A 16468-nucleotide genomic window follows, 5' to 3' on the forward strand; every position below is an offset into this window, starting at 1 on the left:
ACGACATATATTTGAAAAAAGATGCTACAATATTTTTCTTGTATAAATAAAATCGATGAGAAGTTGTTTATTTAGATTTAGGAGTGGAAAAGGTAATGAAGCAAAAAAAAATCCCGGTTACGATACTTACTGGCTATTTAGGATCAGGTAAAACGACTTTAGTTAATCGTATTTTGGCCGAACAGCACGGGCAAAAAATAGCTGTTATTGTTAATGAAATTGGGAGTATTGGAATCGACAATGAGCTTATTGTTCATGCAGATGAAGAAGTGGTGACATTAACCAATGGATGCCTTTGTTGTACCGTTCGCGAAGATTTACTTGTTGTCTTAAAGCAACTAGTAAAAAAACAAGATGTTGAGTTTGACAGTTTATTAATTGAAACGACAGGTCTAGCTAACCCAGGTCCTATAATTCAAACATTCTTTCTTGACCCATTGATTCAACAAAGCTTTGAAATTAATGGCGTCGTAACGGTAGTAGACGCATTTCATATCGAACAGCACTTTCAAAAGGGTATAGAAGCAAAGGAACAACTTGCTTTTGCAGACACTATATTAGTAAATAAGGTGGACATAGTAACAACTGATTATATTCATAAGATAACATCACGCATTCGTAGTATGAATCCTACTGCTACAATTGTACATACAGCTAATTGTGAAGTAGATATACATTCACTGCTGCATATATCAACATTTCAAATGAAAGAAAATTTGCATATCCATCATCATCATCATAATCATTTAGAAGAAATTGTTTCTTTTGTTTTGCGTGAGGAGAGACCTCTTGACTTTGCAAAGGTGAATGAATGGATGGCGGCGGTTGTAAGTGAACTCGGTGAATACTTATATCGTTATAAAGGAATATTAAATGTATACCAAGTGGAAAAACGCGTTGTGTTCCAAGGGGTTCATACATTATTTGCAGCTACTTATGATCGAAAGTGGCGGAATGATGAATCGCGTTTGAGTGAGATTGTCATAATTGGTAAGGGGCTCAATAAAGAATGGTTTGAAGACCATTTTCGTGAATGTGTAATTGAAAAGTAGAGAATGATTGCTAAGTAAAAAGGAGACAAAGAAATCCATATAAAATGGATTTCTTTGTCTCTTTGACTCTTATTGCAAAACGGTCTTTAACGTATTAATATTTTCCTGCATAAGCTGCACATAGTCTTTGTTTGCTTTGGCATCAGTATCTGAAATCGTAGCTAGGTGATTCATTCGTAGGATCGTTGTTCCGGTTTCTTTTTGCACGACATCAGCAACTTTTGGCGTTGCAAATGATTCAAATAATATATATTTCATATTATGGTCTTTTGCTGTTTTTGCAACTTCTGCGAGCTGCTTTTGAGAAGGTTCATCAGAGGAAGAAAGTCCAACAATAGGTATTTGTTTAATTCCATATTCATGCTCCCAATAACCGTATGCAGCATGTGAAACAAGAACTTCTTTTGTTTTTGCGTTGCTTACAACATCGCGAAATTGTGAATCTAATTTCTCCAGTTTACTCTTTAAATCTTCGAAGTTCTTTTCGAATACATCTTTGTTTGCGGGTTGTGTATCTGAAAGTACATTTTTAATATTTTCTGCTTGAATGATAGCATTTTTTGGATCTAGCCATATGTGAGGATCCATATCATGTGCATGTGTATTCTTTGCGTCTGCTTGATCTTCATCAGCGGGACCATTGTATTTTATAAGTGTTACCCCTTTTGATGTATCTACTAGTTTTACATTTTCTTTTTGCAGTGGTTGAATCATTTTATCAACAAAAGGTTCTAATTCTACTCCGTTATAAATGAATACGTTCGCTTTTGCGACACTTACGATTTGTTTTTGTGTGGGTTCGAATGTATGTGCATCTGAACCAGCAGGATAAAGGGATTCTACATGAACATGTGATCCACCTATTTTTTCAGTAAAATCCTTTAAGGGGAAAATCGTTGTATACACTTGTATCGTGTCTGTGGCAGATACTTTTTTATTTGTAGCGGTTGATCCGTTTGAACAGCCTGCAACTAAAAAAGAGAGTGCTAAAGAGGTAGTTAATAGAGCAGTTAACAACTTCAAAATAATCGTCCTTCCTATACATTTTAGTAGTAATCAAGTGTTTTTATCCAGTTGCCATTATATCGTTATTATTACGACATATAAAAAATAAACATACGATATACATGGTACCAATAGAAGAAAGTAAAGCAAAATGATTCCGATTTATAAAATTCTTACTTAGTATACAATGGAAGATGAAAAAACACAACAAATAGTAACAATTCCGATTTATAAAACTGTACTATGTTTGATGGACAAGCATACATTAATAACAGTGATGGGAGGGTATGGAATGGTTAAACGAGGAAATTATTTTGGTCTGTTATTTGTTTTATTGATTATTATGGTATTTTCCATGACCGAGTATGCAGCCACTCACTCAAATATGAATAGCGTGTTATCTTCTTTTGTTCCAGCGTTATATCTTATCTTTCTTGTTTATATTCCACTCCTACTTATTTTATTATCGTGTTATTTAATAGCCTATACTAGAAAACAAGTAACGAACCGAAGTAACTCTCTATTAGATAAAATATATGGCTATCAAAGATTTTATGTTTATATGAGTGGAATCGCACTTATTGGTACGGGGTTGTTTCTATTTGAATTTATTGGAAACAAAAAGGAAACTGCTCCTTATATTGCATACGTTCTTCTATCCTTTTGCATTCTTGTAGGTAGCCTATCTATAATAATTAGTGCGGAAAACAAAGGGTATTTTCATAAAATTAATCGTTTTATCCATTTTCTTTATGTTTTAGCTTCTATTCTAATCCTTACACTGTATACGATGTATTCTACTCCGTTTTCAGTTCATCCCATGTCTAATGAAGTGAAAGAAAACGATTCTTTGCAATTTTTACAGGATGCTGAAGAAAATCCACAATTAATCAAAGAACGTCCAAAGGATTTTGAGAAACAGGTAGAGAAAAAACTATTAATGGAAAAGGAAATACAGGTAGATAATCAAAATTATGTATCTATTATGAATGTGATTGCACATGATGTAGAAGCATTTGTTGGTAAGAGTATTACCTTTGCTGGATTTGTACATCGGGAAGATGGGCTGAATGAAAAGCAAATTGGCATCGTTCGATATTCCATTTTGTGCTGCGGGGAAGATGAGACGACACTTGGCTTGATAGCGTCAGGAGCGAACTTTTCTTCATTGCAGGAAGGGGATTGGATACGGGTATCAGGACGTATAGAAAGCACGATTGTTTCTCGTGTTTTGCTTCCATCTGTTGTGGTGGAAAAAATGGGGAAAATAGAGACACCGTCATCACCATACGTGTATGAGACATTTTCAAAGTGAGTAAGTAAGCGTGCACTTATTTTCGATTGATCAAGACAATTAGTTGCGAGGAATACCTGCAGTATTCTTGATAGCTGCAATAAGAGATGAAATTGGGATTTCTGTTTACGAATGAAATCAAATTTTTAACATGTAAAAAGTAGTATATTATATTCGAAAGTATGTGATAACAGTTGAATATGCAACTCGTTCATCGTTTTAACAAAGCGGTAGAAATTGCTACCCTTTACCATCAGTTACAACTGCGTAAAGGAAGTAAGGTTCCTTATATAACGCATCCGTATACTGTGGCGTTATTGTTGCTTCAAGTAGGTTGTTCTGAAGATGTTGTAATAGCAGGACTTCTTCATGATACGGTAGAAGATACTTCTCTCACTTTAGCAGATATTATTCAAGAGTTTGGTTCCCTTGTAGGCAAGCTTGTTGAAGAATGTTCGGAGCAGGATAAATCAAAATCATGGGAAGAAAGGAAACTACATACAATTGAAAAAATAGAGAGTGTTTCATTAGAAGCTTGTATGATTATTTGTGTAGACAAACTTCATAATATACGATCAACATCTGCAGAGATAAAAGAGGTAGGAGAAATGGTTTGGGGTCGCTTTAATCGTGGGAAAGAGCAACAAAAATGGTATTATCAAAATATGGTTGTTTCCTTGGAAAAACGAATTCCCAACTTTCCTTACTTTCCTTTGTTCAAGCAGGAAGTGAAGGAAGTCTTTTCTAAATAAGATGGGTTGTAACGAGGTTTATATGTAGGAAGAGGCAAGATATACTATATTTTGCCTCTTTCCTATTCACTAGGTTTTTACTGTTTACGTACGCCGGGAGCACGTTCGTATTGTTTTGGCTCAGAAAGCTCGAAACCAAGTTCATTTGCGGCAGTGCGGGCAAAGTAAGGATTTCGAAGTAACTCGCGGCCGATAAAGATGAGATCAGCTTGTTGGTCAGCTAAAATCTTTTCGGCTTGTGTTCCACTCGTAATAAGGCCGACTGCTCCTGTTGCAATGGCCGCTCCTCGTTTTATTGCTTCTGCATATGGAACTTGGTAGCCAGGGAATACATCAATATGTGCCGGTACCACAGCACCTGAGCTACAGTCAATTACATCTACACCCTGCTCCTTCATCATTTGTGCATATATTACGTAATCCTCAATATGTAACCCATCCGGATGATAATCATTTGCTGAAATTCGAACAAACAGAGGATCTTCCCATACTTCTTTCACAGCGCTGATGATTTCACGCAAAAATCGATAACGATTTTCAGCAGAGCCTCCGTAGGCATCTGTCCGTTTGTTGGAAAGAGGAGATAAAAATTCGTTAATTAAATAGCCATGTGCTGCATGTAATTCAATAATATCAAATCCGGCTTTTTTTGAGCGAATGGCTCCTTCACGAAAGGCTAGTACCATTTTTTCAATGGATAGTAAAGTCATTTCAACCGGTGTTTTCATTTGGTTGTTAAAAGGAATCGCAGAAGGGGCAATGGACGGCGTGTCAAGAATTGCTTTTCTACCTGCATGTGCTAGTTGAATGGCTACTTTTGTACCATATTCATGGATAAGAGAAGTTAGTTTGTGTAACCCATCAATATGCTCATCACTCCAAATGCCTAAATCTGCATTTGAAATGCGTCCCTCTTCGGAAATAGCAGTTGCCTCAGTCACTATAAGTCCAACTTGGCCAGCAGCACGCGAAGCGTAGTGCACTTGATGAAAAGAAGTGACAGTACCATCTTGCTTCTTTGAGGAATACATACACATAGGTGACATAACGATCCGATTCTTTAGTGTTACTTCTTTAATTGAATAGGGTGAAAAGAGAAGAGAAGTCATATAATACCTCCTTGACATAATATACCTTATTCTACCACTATCCCTTATATTCGTTCCATTTTTAAGATTTGTGAATGTTATAATGAAAGCAACGAAATACTAAGGAGAGATGTACGTGTTTCAAACCTATTATAAAAGTGAAATTGGTTGGATTGAAATAAAGGGTAATGAAGATGCTATTATTTCTGTATTATTTGTCGATGCGCCGAACAAAGAAGAGATAAATCCGGTTCTGGAAAGTTGCAAACAACAAGTACAGGAATACTTTGAAGGGACAAGAAGAACGTTTACAGTCCCACTTTCTGCAAAGGGAACTGAATTTCAAACGGGCGTGTGGGATGCATTAAAGACGATTCCTTATGGGGAGACAGCTTCTTATTCTGACATTGCTACAAAAATTGGAAACCCAAAAGCTGTGCGAGCTATTGGAAATGCAAACAGCAAAAACCCCATTTCCATTCTCGTCCCATGTCATCGGATTATCGGAAAGAACAGGGCGTTAGTAGGGTATGCTGGTGGTCTATGGCGTAAAAAGTGGCTACTTACACACGAACAAAAAAAACAGGGAAACTAATTCTCCTGTTTTTTTTTTGTTATAGCAATACAATAATATAATGGGAATTAATGCTATAAACTAATTTGTAAACATATCCAATGTCATTATGTAGTTATACTTGAAGGCTTATAATTCTTAATATTTCCTTAATATTTTATTTAAAAAGTATTTAAAATTATATGAATATTATGTATAATACAATATGTGCAAGAAAAAATGTTTGTACATACGTGCATACCTAGTACATATACATATCTGCCGGTGTATAAATATGATTATAATTTGGAGGGAGTCTATTGACCATGAAAAAAAAGATAACATTGGTCACAGCAGCTGTTTTATCTACAAGCTTATTTTTAGCAGCATGCGGAAGTAGTGACAAAAGTACAAATAGTGGAGGTAAAGAAGAGCTAGCGGACAAGCAAGTTCTTAATATTACTGACACTGCGGAAATTCCATCTATGGACACTTCGAAGTCTACCGACAACGTTTCTTTTAAAGTGTTTGTAAATGCAATGGAAGGTTTATACCGTCTTGACAAAGACAACAAACCGACACCTGGTATGGCAAGTAGCGTTGATATTAGTTCAGATAAGAAGACTTACACATTCCATCTTCGTGATGCAAAATGGTCGAATGGCGAAGCAGTTACTGCCCAAGACTTTGTATATGCTTGGAGACGTGCGGTTGATCCAAATACGGCATCTGAATATGCATTTATTCTATTTGATGTGAAAAATGCCGCAAAGATTAACAATAAGCAACTACCACTTGATCAACTTGGTGTAACAGCAAAAGATGACAAAACATTAGTTGTTGAGCTTGATAATCCGGTTCCGTATTTCTTAGAGTTAACAACGTTCCCTACTTACTTCCCTCTAAATGAGAAGTTTGTAAAAGCGCAAGGTGATAAATATGCATTAGAAGCAAGCAATACATTATATAATGGTCCATTTACGATGACGGATTGGAAGCATGAACAAAGCTGGACATTAAAGAAAAATCCAAATTATTGGGATAAGGATAATGTGAAGCTAGATGAAATTGATACTAGTGTTGTAAAAGATACTTCTGCTGCAGTAAACTTATATGAAACTGGAGCTATAGACCGTGTATTATTAACATCTGACTTTGTAGATAAATACAGAGGTAAGGCTGACTATAAAACACTTTTAGATACGCGTCTTTACTTTATGCGATTTAACGAAAAAGACCCTATCTTCAAAAACCAAAAGGTTCGTAAAGCAATCGATTTAGCTTATGACAAAAAGGGAATTGCAAATGTTATCTTGAATAATGGTTCAGCACCAGCTTACTACTTAGTACCGAAGAACTTTGTAAAAGGTCCAGATGGTAAGGATTTCCGTGATGGCAATGGAAACTTTAACGATAGTAAAGATAATGCAACGCAAGCAACTCAGCTTTGGAATGAAGCGAAAAAAGAACTAGGTAAAGATACTATAACAGTAAACATGTTAAATTATGATGATGACTCAAATAAAAAAGTGGGAGAATATGTTAAAGCTCAATTAGAAAAGAATCTCCCTGGATTAACAGTAAATATTAATCAACAACCATTCAAACAAAAACTAGATCTTGAGAAAAAACTAGACTATCAATTCTCATTCTCTGGTTGGGGTCCTGACTATCCAGACCCAATGACATTTATTGATATGTTTACGACAAGTAGTCCATTTAATGAAATGTCTTATTCAAATCCAAAGTTTGATGACCTTGTAGCGAAAGCTAAAGGCCCGTTATTGACAGACGTTTCAGCTCGTTGGAAAACATTGCAGGATGCAGAAAAAGTTCTATTTGATGATGCTGCTATTTCACCAATTTACCAACGTAGCTTTGCATACCTTGAAAAACCATATGTTAAAAATGTAATCCAACATAACTTTGGCGGAGATTACTCTTACAAATGGGCTTATATTACGAAAAAATAAGAAATAGTAATATCAAATACTGATTAATAAAGGGGTGCACATCTATTAGGATGTGCACTTTTTTAATGTATTAACTTGTCATGCTCATTCATCTATACCTTTAAAATGGAAAGCGAAATAAATTATTGCTTGGAGGATGACTCTGACTGGCTGGATGCGATTTTTGTTCAGTTTTTTTCTTAGCTTTTTCATATGAATCATGATGAGTCGGCTTAGGATATTCATTAATGATGGTAACATGAATGTTTTTGTCTTTTTTCTTAGAGCGCGAAGCATATATCTTACTATCGGAATGTAAGGATCTTACTTCTTTGTCAGAAAAGAAAGAACGTTTAGATTGATATGAATGTCCTGAAAAGTAAGCTTGTTTAGAACGAGATGAATGTTTAGAGAAGTAAGAGCATTTTGAAAAACGAGAAAGTTTGGAACGAGATGAGTGTTTCGAGAAATGAGAGCACTTTGAAAAGAGAGATCGTTTGGAACGGGATGAATGTTTAGAGAAGCAAGAGCATTTTGAAAAACGAGATCGTTTGGAACGAGACGAACGTTTAGAGAAGCAAGAGCATTTTGAAAAACGAGATCGTTTGGAACGAGGCGAACGTTTAGAGAAGCAAGAGCATTTTGAAAAGCGAGAGTGTTTGGAACGAGATGAGTGTTTTGAGAAATGAGAGCACTTTGAAAAGCGAGAACGTTTGGAACGGGATGAGCGCTTCGAGAAGCAAGAACATTTTGAAAAGCGAGAACGTTTGGAGCGAGATGAGTGCTTTGAGAAATGAGAGCACTTTGAAAAGCGAGAACGTTTAGAACGGGATGAGCGCTTCGAGAAGCAAGAACATTTTGAAAAGCGAGAACGTTTGGAGCGAGATGAGTGCTTTGAGCGTTTCGAACAGGTAGTGAAATGAGATCTGCTTTTCGAAGAGCGGCTGTGTAAGGAATACGGTTCCTGTTTTAAAAATTTACCCATTCCTGCTGATTGGACTTCTTTCACGGCATTTTGGATACGATATTTGTCATAGTTCTTCAATAAAAACCCTCCATTAATTGAAGTTTATATAGTTTCTTCTCTATACAATATGTGATAGAAAGACAGGTTGTTTCTATATTTTTGAAAATAGTTGTCTACCTAAAAAAGATCGCACGAAGGCGATCTTTTTTAGGCAATATCATTATTTGTGCTTTTTATTCCCTTGTTTTGTTCTCTTTTTAGAAGATGTCATACTAAAATGAGGTTGCTTAGGAGATTTCTTACTCAAATGAGATTGTTTAGACTGACATTTCTTTTGGCAAGAACGCTTCTTAATAAAGGAACGTTTCGCACAGTATGATTTCTTTGTCCAGTAATATTTTTTAGTAAATTTAGTGCATTTCGTTACATAGATGCACTTTTTCACACGAGTACATCTTGTTTTTGGACAGGATGAAGAGCATTTGCTTTTAGAATGAAAGTGAGAGCTTGGCTCCTGATGTAGAAAGTCCTCCATCCCTGCAGCAATTACTTCATCTACAGCTTTACGAATATTACGGTTCATTAAAATTTCCTCCTTTTCAAAATGGACAAGAATATGCTTGTCTTTTCTCTATACGATATGAATTTTTACAGATTTTGCTATGGGATAAGTACTTATTTTTACTTACTTGAATGATTGTTTTATGGTCAAGTTGGAGGGTGAACGCATAAAGTATAGTAGTTGTTTAGGGAAGGGAAGAAATGTCATGTTGCCCATCTATGAATTATTTATTTATCCAAAGTATATCGTTGAAATGCGAAGTGATATATGGAACGAGGACGCTGTTCCAGCTAAATTGAACTACGCACGTCAAAAATATGATATTGACATTGTATATAGAGGCTCACATATTCGTAAATTTAAGAAAAAATCGTATCATATTATGTTTTATAAACGCATGTTTCAAGGAATGAGAGAGATTCATGTAAACTCGGAATATAGTGATCCTTCGCTCATGAGAAATAAACTATCACTTGATTTTTTCTCAGATATCGGTATTCTATCTCCTAGGTCAAAGCATATTGCATTATCGATCAATGGAAATTTTCAGGGGGTTTATTTACAGCTCGAATCTGTAGATGAAATGTTTCTAGCTTCGCGAAAGCTACCTTCTGGCTCGATTTACTATGCAGTAGACGATGATGCGAACTTTTCTCTTATGAGTGAGTTAGACAATGATGTTAAAACGTCTTTATCTTCTGGCTATGAACTAAAATGCGGTGACGAGAATAGTGAAGACTATGTAAGTGATCTTGTCTACCAGATTAATACAATATCTCGTGCATCTTATGAACAAGAAATTGCAAAGTTGATTGATGTAAATAAGTATTTACGCTGGTTAGCGGGGATTGTATGTACGTCTAATTTTGATGGCTTCGTTCATAATTACGCTCTGTATCGAAATAGTGAGACCAAAAGGTTTGAAATCATTCCATGGGATTATGATGCGACGTGGGGTAGAGATATTCATGGAAAAATACTGGATCACGATTATATCCGAATTCAAGGCTATAATACGTTAAGTGCGAGACTACTTGATATACCAACATTTAGAAAATACTATAAGGAATTGTTAAAGCAAATACTCGATGAGAAGTTTACCATATCCTATATGAAGCCAAAGGTGGAGGAAATGCATGCTTTGTTACGTCCTTACGTAGAAAAGGATCCGTATGTAAAGGACAAATGTCATTTGTTTGACAGGGAACCTAATGTCATATACGCATACATCGAAAAACGTAACACATTTTTACGCGAGCATTTAAATATGCTATAGAAAGATATAGTAGTAGCATCCACGTAAAATGGATCACCTTGTTACAGATAGTTCGGGTGATCTATTTTACATGTTGGAAATTCCTATAAGCAACACTTGGCAAGAACAATATTTCATGGAATAATGGTATATGTGAAAAGAATGAGAAAATGAGGGGAATTAGATGCTTTCAAGCGTAGTTAATCAGTTGTTGGAATTTTTTATTAGTATGGGCTATTTTGGAATTGCACTTGCGTTGATGATTGAAATTATTCCAAGTGAAATTGTTCTTGCTTATGCGGGCTACTTAGTTGCAAACGGACAAGTTAATTTTGTTGAAGCTGTTATTGCCGGAGTAATTGGGGGAACCATTGCACAGGTTTTCTTATATTGGATTGGTTCCTATGGTGGTCGTCCTTTTGTTGAAAAGTACGGAAAATACATTTTTGTTAATAAGCATCATTTGGAATTAGCTGAAAACTGGTTCAATAAATATGGTGTTGGGGTTATTTTCTCAGCCCGTTTTATTCCAGTTGTTCGTCATGCCATTTCTATTCCTGCTGGTTTAGCGAAAATGCCACTTTGGAAGTTTATTACATATACCATTTTAGCAATTATTCCATGGTCCATTTTCTTCATATATTTAGGAGAAAAACTTGGAACGAACTGGCGCAATATTAAAGAATATGCAGCACCATATACTCCGTATTTTATTATTGGTGCTATTATTTTCGTTCTACTTTATATGGGACTTAAGATGCTAAAGAAGAAAAAGAATGCATAAGTAAAAGGGTACTTTAAATAGACCGGGATTAATCTGTATAGTGGATTTTATCTTGGTCTATTTATGTATGAACATATATACTGGTGTACAAAGAAGTAAGCAACAGAGATGTGCAATACTATTATCAAGTATATGTGAGTATGGTATTTGGGGGGATAGGAGTGATCATACATAAACAAGTAGAAGAATGCAGTATTCCTTCCAATAATAAAGAAGAATTTCTAAGGGGAGTAAAAGATTGCTTGCCAACGGTTCTCGGGTATGTAAGCATTGGGTTTGCAGCAGGAGTGATTGAAAAGTCATCTGGCTTTACCATGTTGGAGGTAGCACTTTTATCTGCTGCCCTTTATGCAGGCTCTGCACAATTTATAATTGCAGGAATGTTTGTGGCAGGGGCACCAGCTATAGCTATTATTATTACAATTTTTTTTGTAAATGTTCGACATCTAGTAATGAGTGCTGCATTATCTCCGTATTTTAAACGATTTTCATTTTGGAAAAACGTAACCTCAGGTATTCTTCTTACTGATGAGACATTCAGCGTTGCGGCTAATGAGATGAGCAAAAAAAGGGAAGGCAGCTATTATTGGATGCTTGGTTTAAATATGACAGCTTATCTGTATTGGATTGCTGCAAATATGATTGGCGCTTCGTTAGGACAATATGTTTCGAATCCAAAAGCTCTGGGACTTGATTTTGCGTTAGTGGCGATGTTTATTGGGCTGTATGTGATGCAATTTGTCGCAAGAAGGAATGTACGAAAAGATGTAATTGTTACGGTAGCAGCCATTCTACTTGTTGTAGTGGCTGGAAGATGGATATCTGGAAATATGGCAGTGCTAGTAGGGATTGTAGGAGCTGCACTCGTGGGGGTGTTTGTTGAAAAATGGAAATAAGATGGGGTGTATTTCTCATTATACTAGGTTCCGCAATTGTTACCATCCTTCCTCGGGTATTGCCCCTTGTTTTTTTAAGTAAGATAACGTTGCCAAAACGAGTTGAAATTTGGCTCCATTATATTCCAATCGCCGTTCTAGCGTCCTTACTTGCGCAGCAGTTATTTCTTCAACCAAAAATCAATTATAGTGATTGGATTGCGGCATCTATTGCATTTGGGGCAGCAATACTTTCGAGAAGCTTATTAATTACCGTAATAGTAGGAATGCTAGCTGTTATGATGACTCGCACATTTTTCTAATGTTTAAACGAAGAAGGCATCTGCATAGCAGTGCCTTCTTCGCATAGTGTTTAGTTCTTCGCATTAATTAAAGGCAAGCTGCGCCAACGATAATTAAAAGGATAAAGAGAACAACAATTAACGCAAATCCACTGTTAAATCCATAGCTCATGGTAGTTCCTCCTTTAAATCATTTACACTTTACAATATGTTGTAAGTGTTCATTTTGACAGTAAAGTAGGTTGGATATTTGCGAATTATTTATTCCTCCTTACCATAGCGTTGGAAGCTTACCTTATAATCCCTTTACTGCACCGCCGTCAACTAAGAATGAATTACCAGTCATGTATGTATTCGCAGCTGAAGCTAGGAAGGTAACAACATTAGCAAATTCACTTGGCTTACCATATCGTCCAAGTGGAATACTTTCTTCATATCTTTTCTTTGTTTCTTCTACTGATATACCAAACTGTTCGCTTCTCATTTGATCGAGTGATGCAACGCGGTCTGTAGCAATTCGGCCAGGTGCGACGGTATTAATTAAAATTCCGTATGGGGCAAACTCTGTAGCTAATGTTTTCGTTAGACCTGTAATGCCTACACGGAATGTGTTAGAAAGCAGTAGTCCCGAAATCGGCTCTTTAACAGACGAGGAAGCAATGTTGATAATTTTTCCACCATTTTTCTTTAAATAAGGAAGTACCTCACGAATTGTGCGGATGTAGCTTAGTAAATTTAATTCAAATGAACCGTACCAATCTTCGTCTGTTAATTGTTCAAATGTACCTGGCTTTGGTCCACCCGCATTATTGACTAAAATATCGATTCCACCAAATAGTTCTGCTGTTGCCTGTACAACCTCTTGGATTTGTTCAAGCTTTGTCACGTCGCAAACTTTGTATTGTACATCTCCGCTTCCAATTTGACGTAGTTCTTTTTGTACATCTATTAATTTTTGTTCATTCCGGCTTGTAATCATGACGTTAACGCCTTCGCGAACGAATTGCTCAGCAATTGCCTTTCCTAATCCTTGGCTTGATGCTAACACGAGTGCTGTTTTTCCCTGTAATTGTAAGTCCATATGTATCCTTCCTTTCTAAAATGTAATTCTCTTTAAGTATAACGGATTGAAGGGTAAAGTGGGAATTTTCTATCATCTCTATGAGATAAGACAATCTAGTTGCGTTTTATTTCTGAGTTTTTCACAATAGGAAGTATACATGGGTAAGGGAGTTGAAAAAATGCATATAGCATTGTATGGAGCAACGGGACGCGTGGGGAGTGAACTATTGCGTCTGTTACTGGCGGATGGTCATAGTGTAACGGCGCTCGTTCGAGATAAAACTGCTTGTATCTTGCATGATCATATGTCAATTATAGAAGGTGATGTACTGCATCAACGAGATGTGTTTCGGTCGATGAAAGGATGTGACGTAGTATTAAGTGCGCTAAATACGGAAGGAGGCAGCACGTTATCAACTAGCATGCCGTATATAGTAGAAAGCATGAAACGAGAAGGGATTACACGTATTGTTACGATTGGAACGGCGGGGATATTACAAGCCCGCTCGAATCCGTCGTTGTATAGATATGAGTCTTCTGAATCGCGTCGTACATCTTCACGTGCAGCAATAGATCACCGCAAAGCATATGAAACGGTAAAACAATCGGCAGTCGACTGGACAATTGTTTGTCCCACGCATCTTATTGATGGCCGCGCAACCTATACATATCGTGTTGAAGAAGAAGTTCTTCCTCTGGGCGGAACAACGATTACTGTTGGTGATACAGCTCATTTTGCCTATGAGGTACTAATGAAATCCTCTTTTCATTTGACACGCGTCGGGATTTCTTATTAATGCTAGATATAAAAAAGTTAAAACGAGCGAATAGTAGCTCGTTTTTTTGTTCTATCAAACATAGCTTGGACATATAGTTTCATCAAGAGGGTGATACTATGAATCAGAACTATTTTTATGTGAAAAAGGTGCGAATTTGGAAATTAATAATGCTATTTATAGTAGGGATTAGTTGTACCTTTTTATTTGCTAGTGTTCTTGTTACTTCATTAAAACAAGCGAAATCCGTCTATTTGCATGATTGGTTAAATGAGCTTTCTATGAACGGATATATGTATGCTTTAGGTACAGAAAATCATTATTTTGTTCAAGAGTATCGACAGTATAATAAAGAATTTTCGGTATCCACACTATTATTATCTGCAGTAACAAATATTCGTTTTCATGATGTAAGAAGCTTACTTGGAACAGAACTTCCTGGATTTGCAAAGTACGATACCGATATATTAATTGCCGGAGAGGGAACGAATTATAGCAATCTTCCAAATGAATCTTCGGTACCATTAGAAGAATTACTCCAAAATCGAAACGGAGAAGGAACGTCACCTTCCCCGCCGAAAACGGATGTACCGAAAAAATCTCCTGCTCACAGCACAAATGGAAAAAAGGTTGTTTTTATTTACCATACACATAGCTGGGAATCGTATTTACCTCTTTTACATTTACCTGTTACTTCTCCTGATAGTAAAGCGACGAGCACGGTAACCAATATATCTATATTTGGAGATCGCTTCCGGGAGCAATTGGAGAACAATGGGATTGGAGCTAGCGATGATAAAACAGATATTGGTCAAATGCTAATTGCAAAAGGGCTAAATTCAAACAGTTCTTATAAAATGTCTAGGCAAGTAATGCAGACTGCAATGACAACGAATAAAGATTATACATACTTTTTTGATCTTCATCGTGACAGTTCGAGAAGGGATGTTACGACAAAGCAATTAAATGGACAATCCTACGCTAGACTGTATTTTGTAATTGGCTCCGGTAATCAAAATTATACAAAAAATGAGCAATTTGCTAAAACTCTTCATGAAATGATTGAAAAAAAATATCCAGGCCTCAGCAGAGGAGTGGCACGTAAAAATTCTAGTATGGGCAATGGCGTATATAATCAAGACTTGTCCGGACAAGCCATTTTAGTGGAAGTTGGCGGCGTAGATAATACTGTAGAAGAACTCAATCGCACAATTGATGTGTTAGCAGAAACATTTAGTGACTACTATTGGCAAGCGGAGAAAGTGAACGGATCTCCGTAATTGCCTTTTTTTGCTTACTTTAGATTGTATAGCCTGGTGTTTAAATTATTGTAACCTGTCCTACACTTAGTAGAAAAAGGACGTTACTTTAAATACCAGGAGGTTTATGATGAAAGGAATCATACAAGTGATCGGTTCCGTTACAATAGTAGTTGTTTTATGGTTTACACAAAAAGATGTTGTGATGGGTCCAACTCATATTGAAAAAGAAAAAATTGACTCAAAAAGTATTTTTCCTACCTATTCTTCCACAATTACTCAAAAGGATGGAAACTATTATATCGTGAACAATGCCTCCTCTACTTTGGTACTAGTAAATAAGCAAAGACGTCTTCCGGATGGATATGCTCCGAAGGATCTCATGATTCCAAACGTACGATTTAGCTATTCAGGTAACCGTGAAAAAATGAAACTACGAAGAGAAGCAGCAGCTCTACTTGAAAAACTATTTCAAAAAGCAGAATCAGAACAGGTTTATTTGTTTGCAGTTTCGGCTTATCGTTCTCATGAACGGCAACGTGCTCTTTATGAGTATTATGAACAACGTGAGGGAAAAGAAGTAACAGCATTATATAGTGCATATCCTGGGACGAGTGAGCATGAAACAGGTTTAGCTGTGGATGTATCTTCACAGTCAATTGGCTTCCAATTAGATGCATCCTTTGAACAGACAAAGGAAGGGATATGGTTACGGGAGCATGCCAATGAATTTGGCTATATAATTCGGTATCCAAAAGATAAGACGGATCGTACAGGATACTCGTATGAACCATGGCATATTCGGTATATTGGAGTAGAATATGCCAAGCAAGTGTATGAAAAAGGACAAACATTAGAAGAAGCGATGCCTAATGAATAGTCTACCTATCGATATTTCATGGATTAAGACGAATTTTAAAGGATTTTAAA

General features: G+C 36.4%; 18 protein-coding genes and 1 pseudogene. 13 read left to right on the forward strand and 6 right to left on the reverse strand.

Annotated elements, in window-relative coordinates; all coding sequences use genetic code 11:
• Nucleotides 1-95: 95 nt before the first annotated feature.
• Nucleotides 96-1052: a CobW family GTP-binding protein gene (locus tag ACAN53_RS04585; RefSeq protein ID WP_379967673.1), complete on the forward strand. Its 957-nt coding sequence runs from the start codon at nucleotides 96-98 to the stop codon at nucleotides 1050-1052.
• A gap of 69 nt (nucleotides 1053-1121) precedes the next feature.
• Here the strand turns inward: ACAN53_RS04585 and ACAN53_RS04590 are convergent, their stop codons facing one another.
• Entirely contained in the window at nucleotides 1122-2075 is a 954-nt protein-coding gene (locus ACAN53_RS04590) for a metal ABC transporter substrate-binding protein (RefSeq protein ID WP_379967676.1), read from the reverse strand.
• A 274-nt stretch (nucleotides 2076-2349) separates the two neighbouring features.
• On the opposite strand from ACAN53_RS04590, the gene ACAN53_RS04595 reads away from it, so the two are divergent.
• Nucleotides 2350-3372: a TIGR03943 family putative permease subunit gene (locus tag ACAN53_RS04595; RefSeq protein WP_379967679.1), complete on the forward strand. Its 1023-nt coding sequence runs from the start codon at nucleotides 2350-2352 to the stop codon at nucleotides 3370-3372.
• A 179-nt stretch (nucleotides 3373-3551) separates the two neighbouring features.
• On the forward strand, nucleotides 3552-4103 hold the full coding sequence (locus tag ACAN53_RS04600; RefSeq protein WP_379970258.1) for an HD domain-containing protein: 552 nt from the start codon (nucleotides 3552-3554) through the stop codon (nucleotides 4101-4103).
• Nucleotides 4104-4180: 77 nt separating this feature from the next.
• On the opposite strand, the gene namA is transcribed toward ACAN53_RS04600, so the two are convergent.
• Nucleotides 4181-5212, reverse strand: a complete 1032-nt coding sequence (namA, locus tag ACAN53_RS04605) for an NADPH dehydrogenase NamA (protein ID WP_379967682.1) — start codon at nucleotides 5210-5212, stop codon at nucleotides 4181-4183.
• A 115-nt stretch (nucleotides 5213-5327) separates the two neighbouring features.
• Between namA and ACAN53_RS04610 the strand changes: the two genes are divergently transcribed.
• The 3 genes from ACAN53_RS04610 to ACAN53_RS04620 all read left to right on the forward strand — a co-directional run bounded on the left by ACAN53_RS04610 (nucleotide 5328) and on the right by ACAN53_RS04620 (nucleotide 8385).
• Nucleotides 5328-5786, forward strand: coding sequence for a methylated-DNA--[protein]-cysteine S-methyltransferase (locus ACAN53_RS04610; protein ID WP_379967685.1), 459 nt, complete (start codon nucleotides 5328-5330; stop codon nucleotides 5784-5786).
• 284 nt (nucleotides 5787-6070) lie between these two features.
• Complete coding sequence (locus ACAN53_RS04615) at nucleotides 6071-7717, forward strand: peptide ABC transporter substrate-binding protein (protein WP_379967688.1); 1647 nt, start codon at nucleotides 6071-6073, stop codon at nucleotides 7715-7717.
• A 476-nt stretch (nucleotides 7718-8193) separates the two neighbouring features.
• Nucleotides 8194-8385: a hypothetical protein gene (locus ACAN53_RS04620; protein WP_379970320.1), complete on the forward strand. Its 192-nt coding sequence runs from the start codon at nucleotides 8194-8196 to the stop codon at nucleotides 8383-8385.
• Between the two features lie 281 nt (nucleotides 8386-8666).
• On the opposite strand, the pseudogene ACAN53_RS04625 reads toward ACAN53_RS04620, so the two are convergent.
• Both ACAN53_RS04625 and ACAN53_RS04630 read right to left on the reverse strand, forming a co-directional pair.
• Nucleotides 8667-8741 (reverse strand): annotated as a pseudogene (locus ACAN53_RS04625) (CotG/ExsB N-terminal domain-containing protein); the annotation flags it as partial.
• 142 nt (nucleotides 8742-8883) lie between these two features.
• On the reverse strand, nucleotides 8884-9246 hold the full coding sequence (locus tag ACAN53_RS04630) for a CotG/ExsB N-terminal domain-containing protein (RefSeq protein ID WP_379967691.1): 363 nt from the start codon (nucleotides 9244-9246) through the stop codon (nucleotides 8884-8886).
• Nucleotides 9247-9430: 184 nt separating this feature from the next.
• Between ACAN53_RS04630 and ACAN53_RS04635 the strand changes: the two genes are divergently transcribed.
• The 4 genes from ACAN53_RS04635 (at nucleotide 9431) to ACAN53_RS04650 (ending at nucleotide 12462) form a co-directional block, all read left to right on the forward strand.
• Nucleotides 9431-10501 carry a CotH kinase family protein gene (locus tag ACAN53_RS04635; protein ID WP_379967693.1) on the forward strand — a complete coding sequence of 357 codons (1071 nt, stop codon included), beginning with the start codon at nucleotides 9431-9433 and terminating at the stop codon, nucleotides 10499-10501.
• A 163-nt stretch (nucleotides 10502-10664) separates the two neighbouring features.
• Nucleotides 10665-11264, forward strand: a complete 600-nt coding sequence (uptA, locus tag ACAN53_RS04640) for an undecaprenyl phosphate transporter UptA (protein WP_379967696.1) — start codon at nucleotides 10665-10667, stop codon at nucleotides 11262-11264.
• 161 nt (nucleotides 11265-11425) lie between these two features.
• Entirely contained in the window at nucleotides 11426-12160 is a 735-nt protein-coding gene (locus ACAN53_RS04645; protein WP_379967699.1) for an AzlC family ABC transporter permease, read from the forward strand.
• Nucleotides 12151-12462, forward strand: a complete 312-nt coding sequence (locus tag ACAN53_RS04650) for an AzlD domain-containing protein (RefSeq protein WP_379967701.1) — start codon at nucleotides 12151-12153, stop codon at nucleotides 12460-12462. The genes ACAN53_RS04645 and ACAN53_RS04650 overlap by 10 nt, the downstream gene beginning before the upstream one ends.
• Nucleotides 12463-12529: 67 nt before the next feature.
• Here ACAN53_RS04650 and ACAN53_RS04655 read toward each other — a convergent pair whose 3' ends face one another.
• Together ACAN53_RS04655 and ACAN53_RS04660 are read right to left on the reverse strand one after the other, a co-directional pair.
• Nucleotides 12530-12613, reverse strand: coding sequence for a YjcZ family sporulation protein (locus tag ACAN53_RS04655; protein WP_379970259.1), 84 nt, complete (start codon nucleotides 12611-12613; stop codon nucleotides 12530-12532).
• 123 nt (nucleotides 12614-12736) lie between these two features.
• Nucleotides 12737-13522: an SDR family oxidoreductase gene (locus ACAN53_RS04660; protein WP_379967704.1), complete on the reverse strand. Its 786-nt coding sequence runs from the start codon at nucleotides 13520-13522 to the stop codon at nucleotides 12737-12739.
• A gap of 160 nt (nucleotides 13523-13682) precedes the next feature.
• On the opposite strand from ACAN53_RS04660, the gene ACAN53_RS04665 reads away from it, so the two are divergent.
• From ACAN53_RS04665 to ACAN53_RS04675, 3 genes are all read left to right on the forward strand, one after another.
• On the forward strand, nucleotides 13683-14300 hold the full coding sequence (locus tag ACAN53_RS04665; RefSeq protein ID WP_379967707.1) for an NAD(P)-dependent oxidoreductase: 618 nt from the start codon (nucleotides 13683-13685) through the stop codon (nucleotides 14298-14300).
• A gap of 98 nt (nucleotides 14301-14398) precedes the next feature.
• A complete protein-coding gene (spoIIP, locus tag ACAN53_RS04670) occupies nucleotides 14399-15559 on the forward strand; it encodes a stage II sporulation protein P (RefSeq protein ID WP_379967710.1) in 1161 nt (386 codons plus the stop codon).
• A gap of 109 nt (nucleotides 15560-15668) precedes the next feature.
• Nucleotides 15669-16418, forward strand: a complete 750-nt coding sequence (locus ACAN53_RS04675) for a M15 family metallopeptidase (protein ID WP_379967713.1) — start codon at nucleotides 15669-15671, stop codon at nucleotides 16416-16418.
• The last annotated feature ends 50 nt before the right edge of the window (nucleotides 16419-16468 follow it).

The sequence above is a fragment of the Ectobacillus soli genome (assembly GCF_042610425.1).
In the GTDB taxonomy this organism is placed as follows: Bacteria; Bacillota; Bacilli; order Bacillales; family Bacillaceae_G; genus Ectobacillus.

Bases quoted from the DNA above. Each gene is read 5' to 3' on its own strand.
- ACAN53_RS04585 (WP_379967673.1), top strand. From the start codon at position 96: ATGAAGCAAAAAAAAATCCCGGTTACGATACTTACTGGCTATTTAGGA.
- ACAN53_RS04595 (WP_379967679.1), top strand. From the start codon at position 2,350: ATGGTTAAACGAGGAAATTATTTTGGTCTGTTATTTGTTTTATTGATT.
- ACAN53_RS04600 (WP_379970258.1), top strand. From the start codon at position 3,552: ATGCAACTCGTTCATCGTTTTAACAAAGCGGTAGAAATTGCTACCCTT.
- namA (WP_379967682.1), bottom strand. From the start codon at position 5,212: ATGACTTCTCTTCTCTTTTCACCCTATTCAATTAAAGAAGTAACACTA.
- ACAN53_RS04615 (WP_379967688.1), top strand. From the start codon at position 6,071: ATGAAAAAAAAGATAACATTGGTCACAGCAGCTGTTTTATCTACAAGC.
- ACAN53_RS04630 (WP_379967691.1), bottom strand. From the start codon at position 9,246: ATGAACCGTAATATTCGTAAAGCTGTAGATGAAGTAATTGCTGCAGGG.
- ACAN53_RS04635 (WP_379967693.1), top strand. From the start codon at position 9,431: ATGTTGCCCATCTATGAATTATTTATTTATCCAAAGTATATCGTTGAA.
- uptA (WP_379967696.1), top strand. From the start codon at position 10,665: ATGCTTTCAAGCGTAGTTAATCAGTTGTTGGAATTTTTTATTAGTATG.
- ACAN53_RS04650 (WP_379967701.1), top strand. From the start codon at position 12,151: ATGGAAATAAGATGGGGTGTATTTCTCATTATACTAGGTTCCGCAATT.
- ACAN53_RS04655 (WP_379970259.1), bottom strand. From the start codon at position 12,613: ATGAGCTATGGATTTAACAGTGGATTTGCGTTAATTGTTGTTCTCTTT.
- ACAN53_RS04660 (WP_379967704.1), bottom strand. From the start codon at position 13,522: ATGGACTTACAATTACAGGGAAAAACAGCACTCGTGTTAGCATCAAGC.
- ACAN53_RS04665 (WP_379967707.1), top strand. From the start codon at position 13,683: ATGCATATAGCATTGTATGGAGCAACGGGACGCGTGGGGAGTGAACTA.
- spoIIP (WP_379967710.1), top strand. From the start codon at position 14,399: ATGAATCAGAACTATTTTTATGTGAAAAAGGTGCGAATTTGGAAATTA.
- ACAN53_RS04675 (WP_379967713.1), top strand. From the start codon at position 15,669: ATGAAAGGAATCATACAAGTGATCGGTTCCGTTACAATAGTAGTTGTT.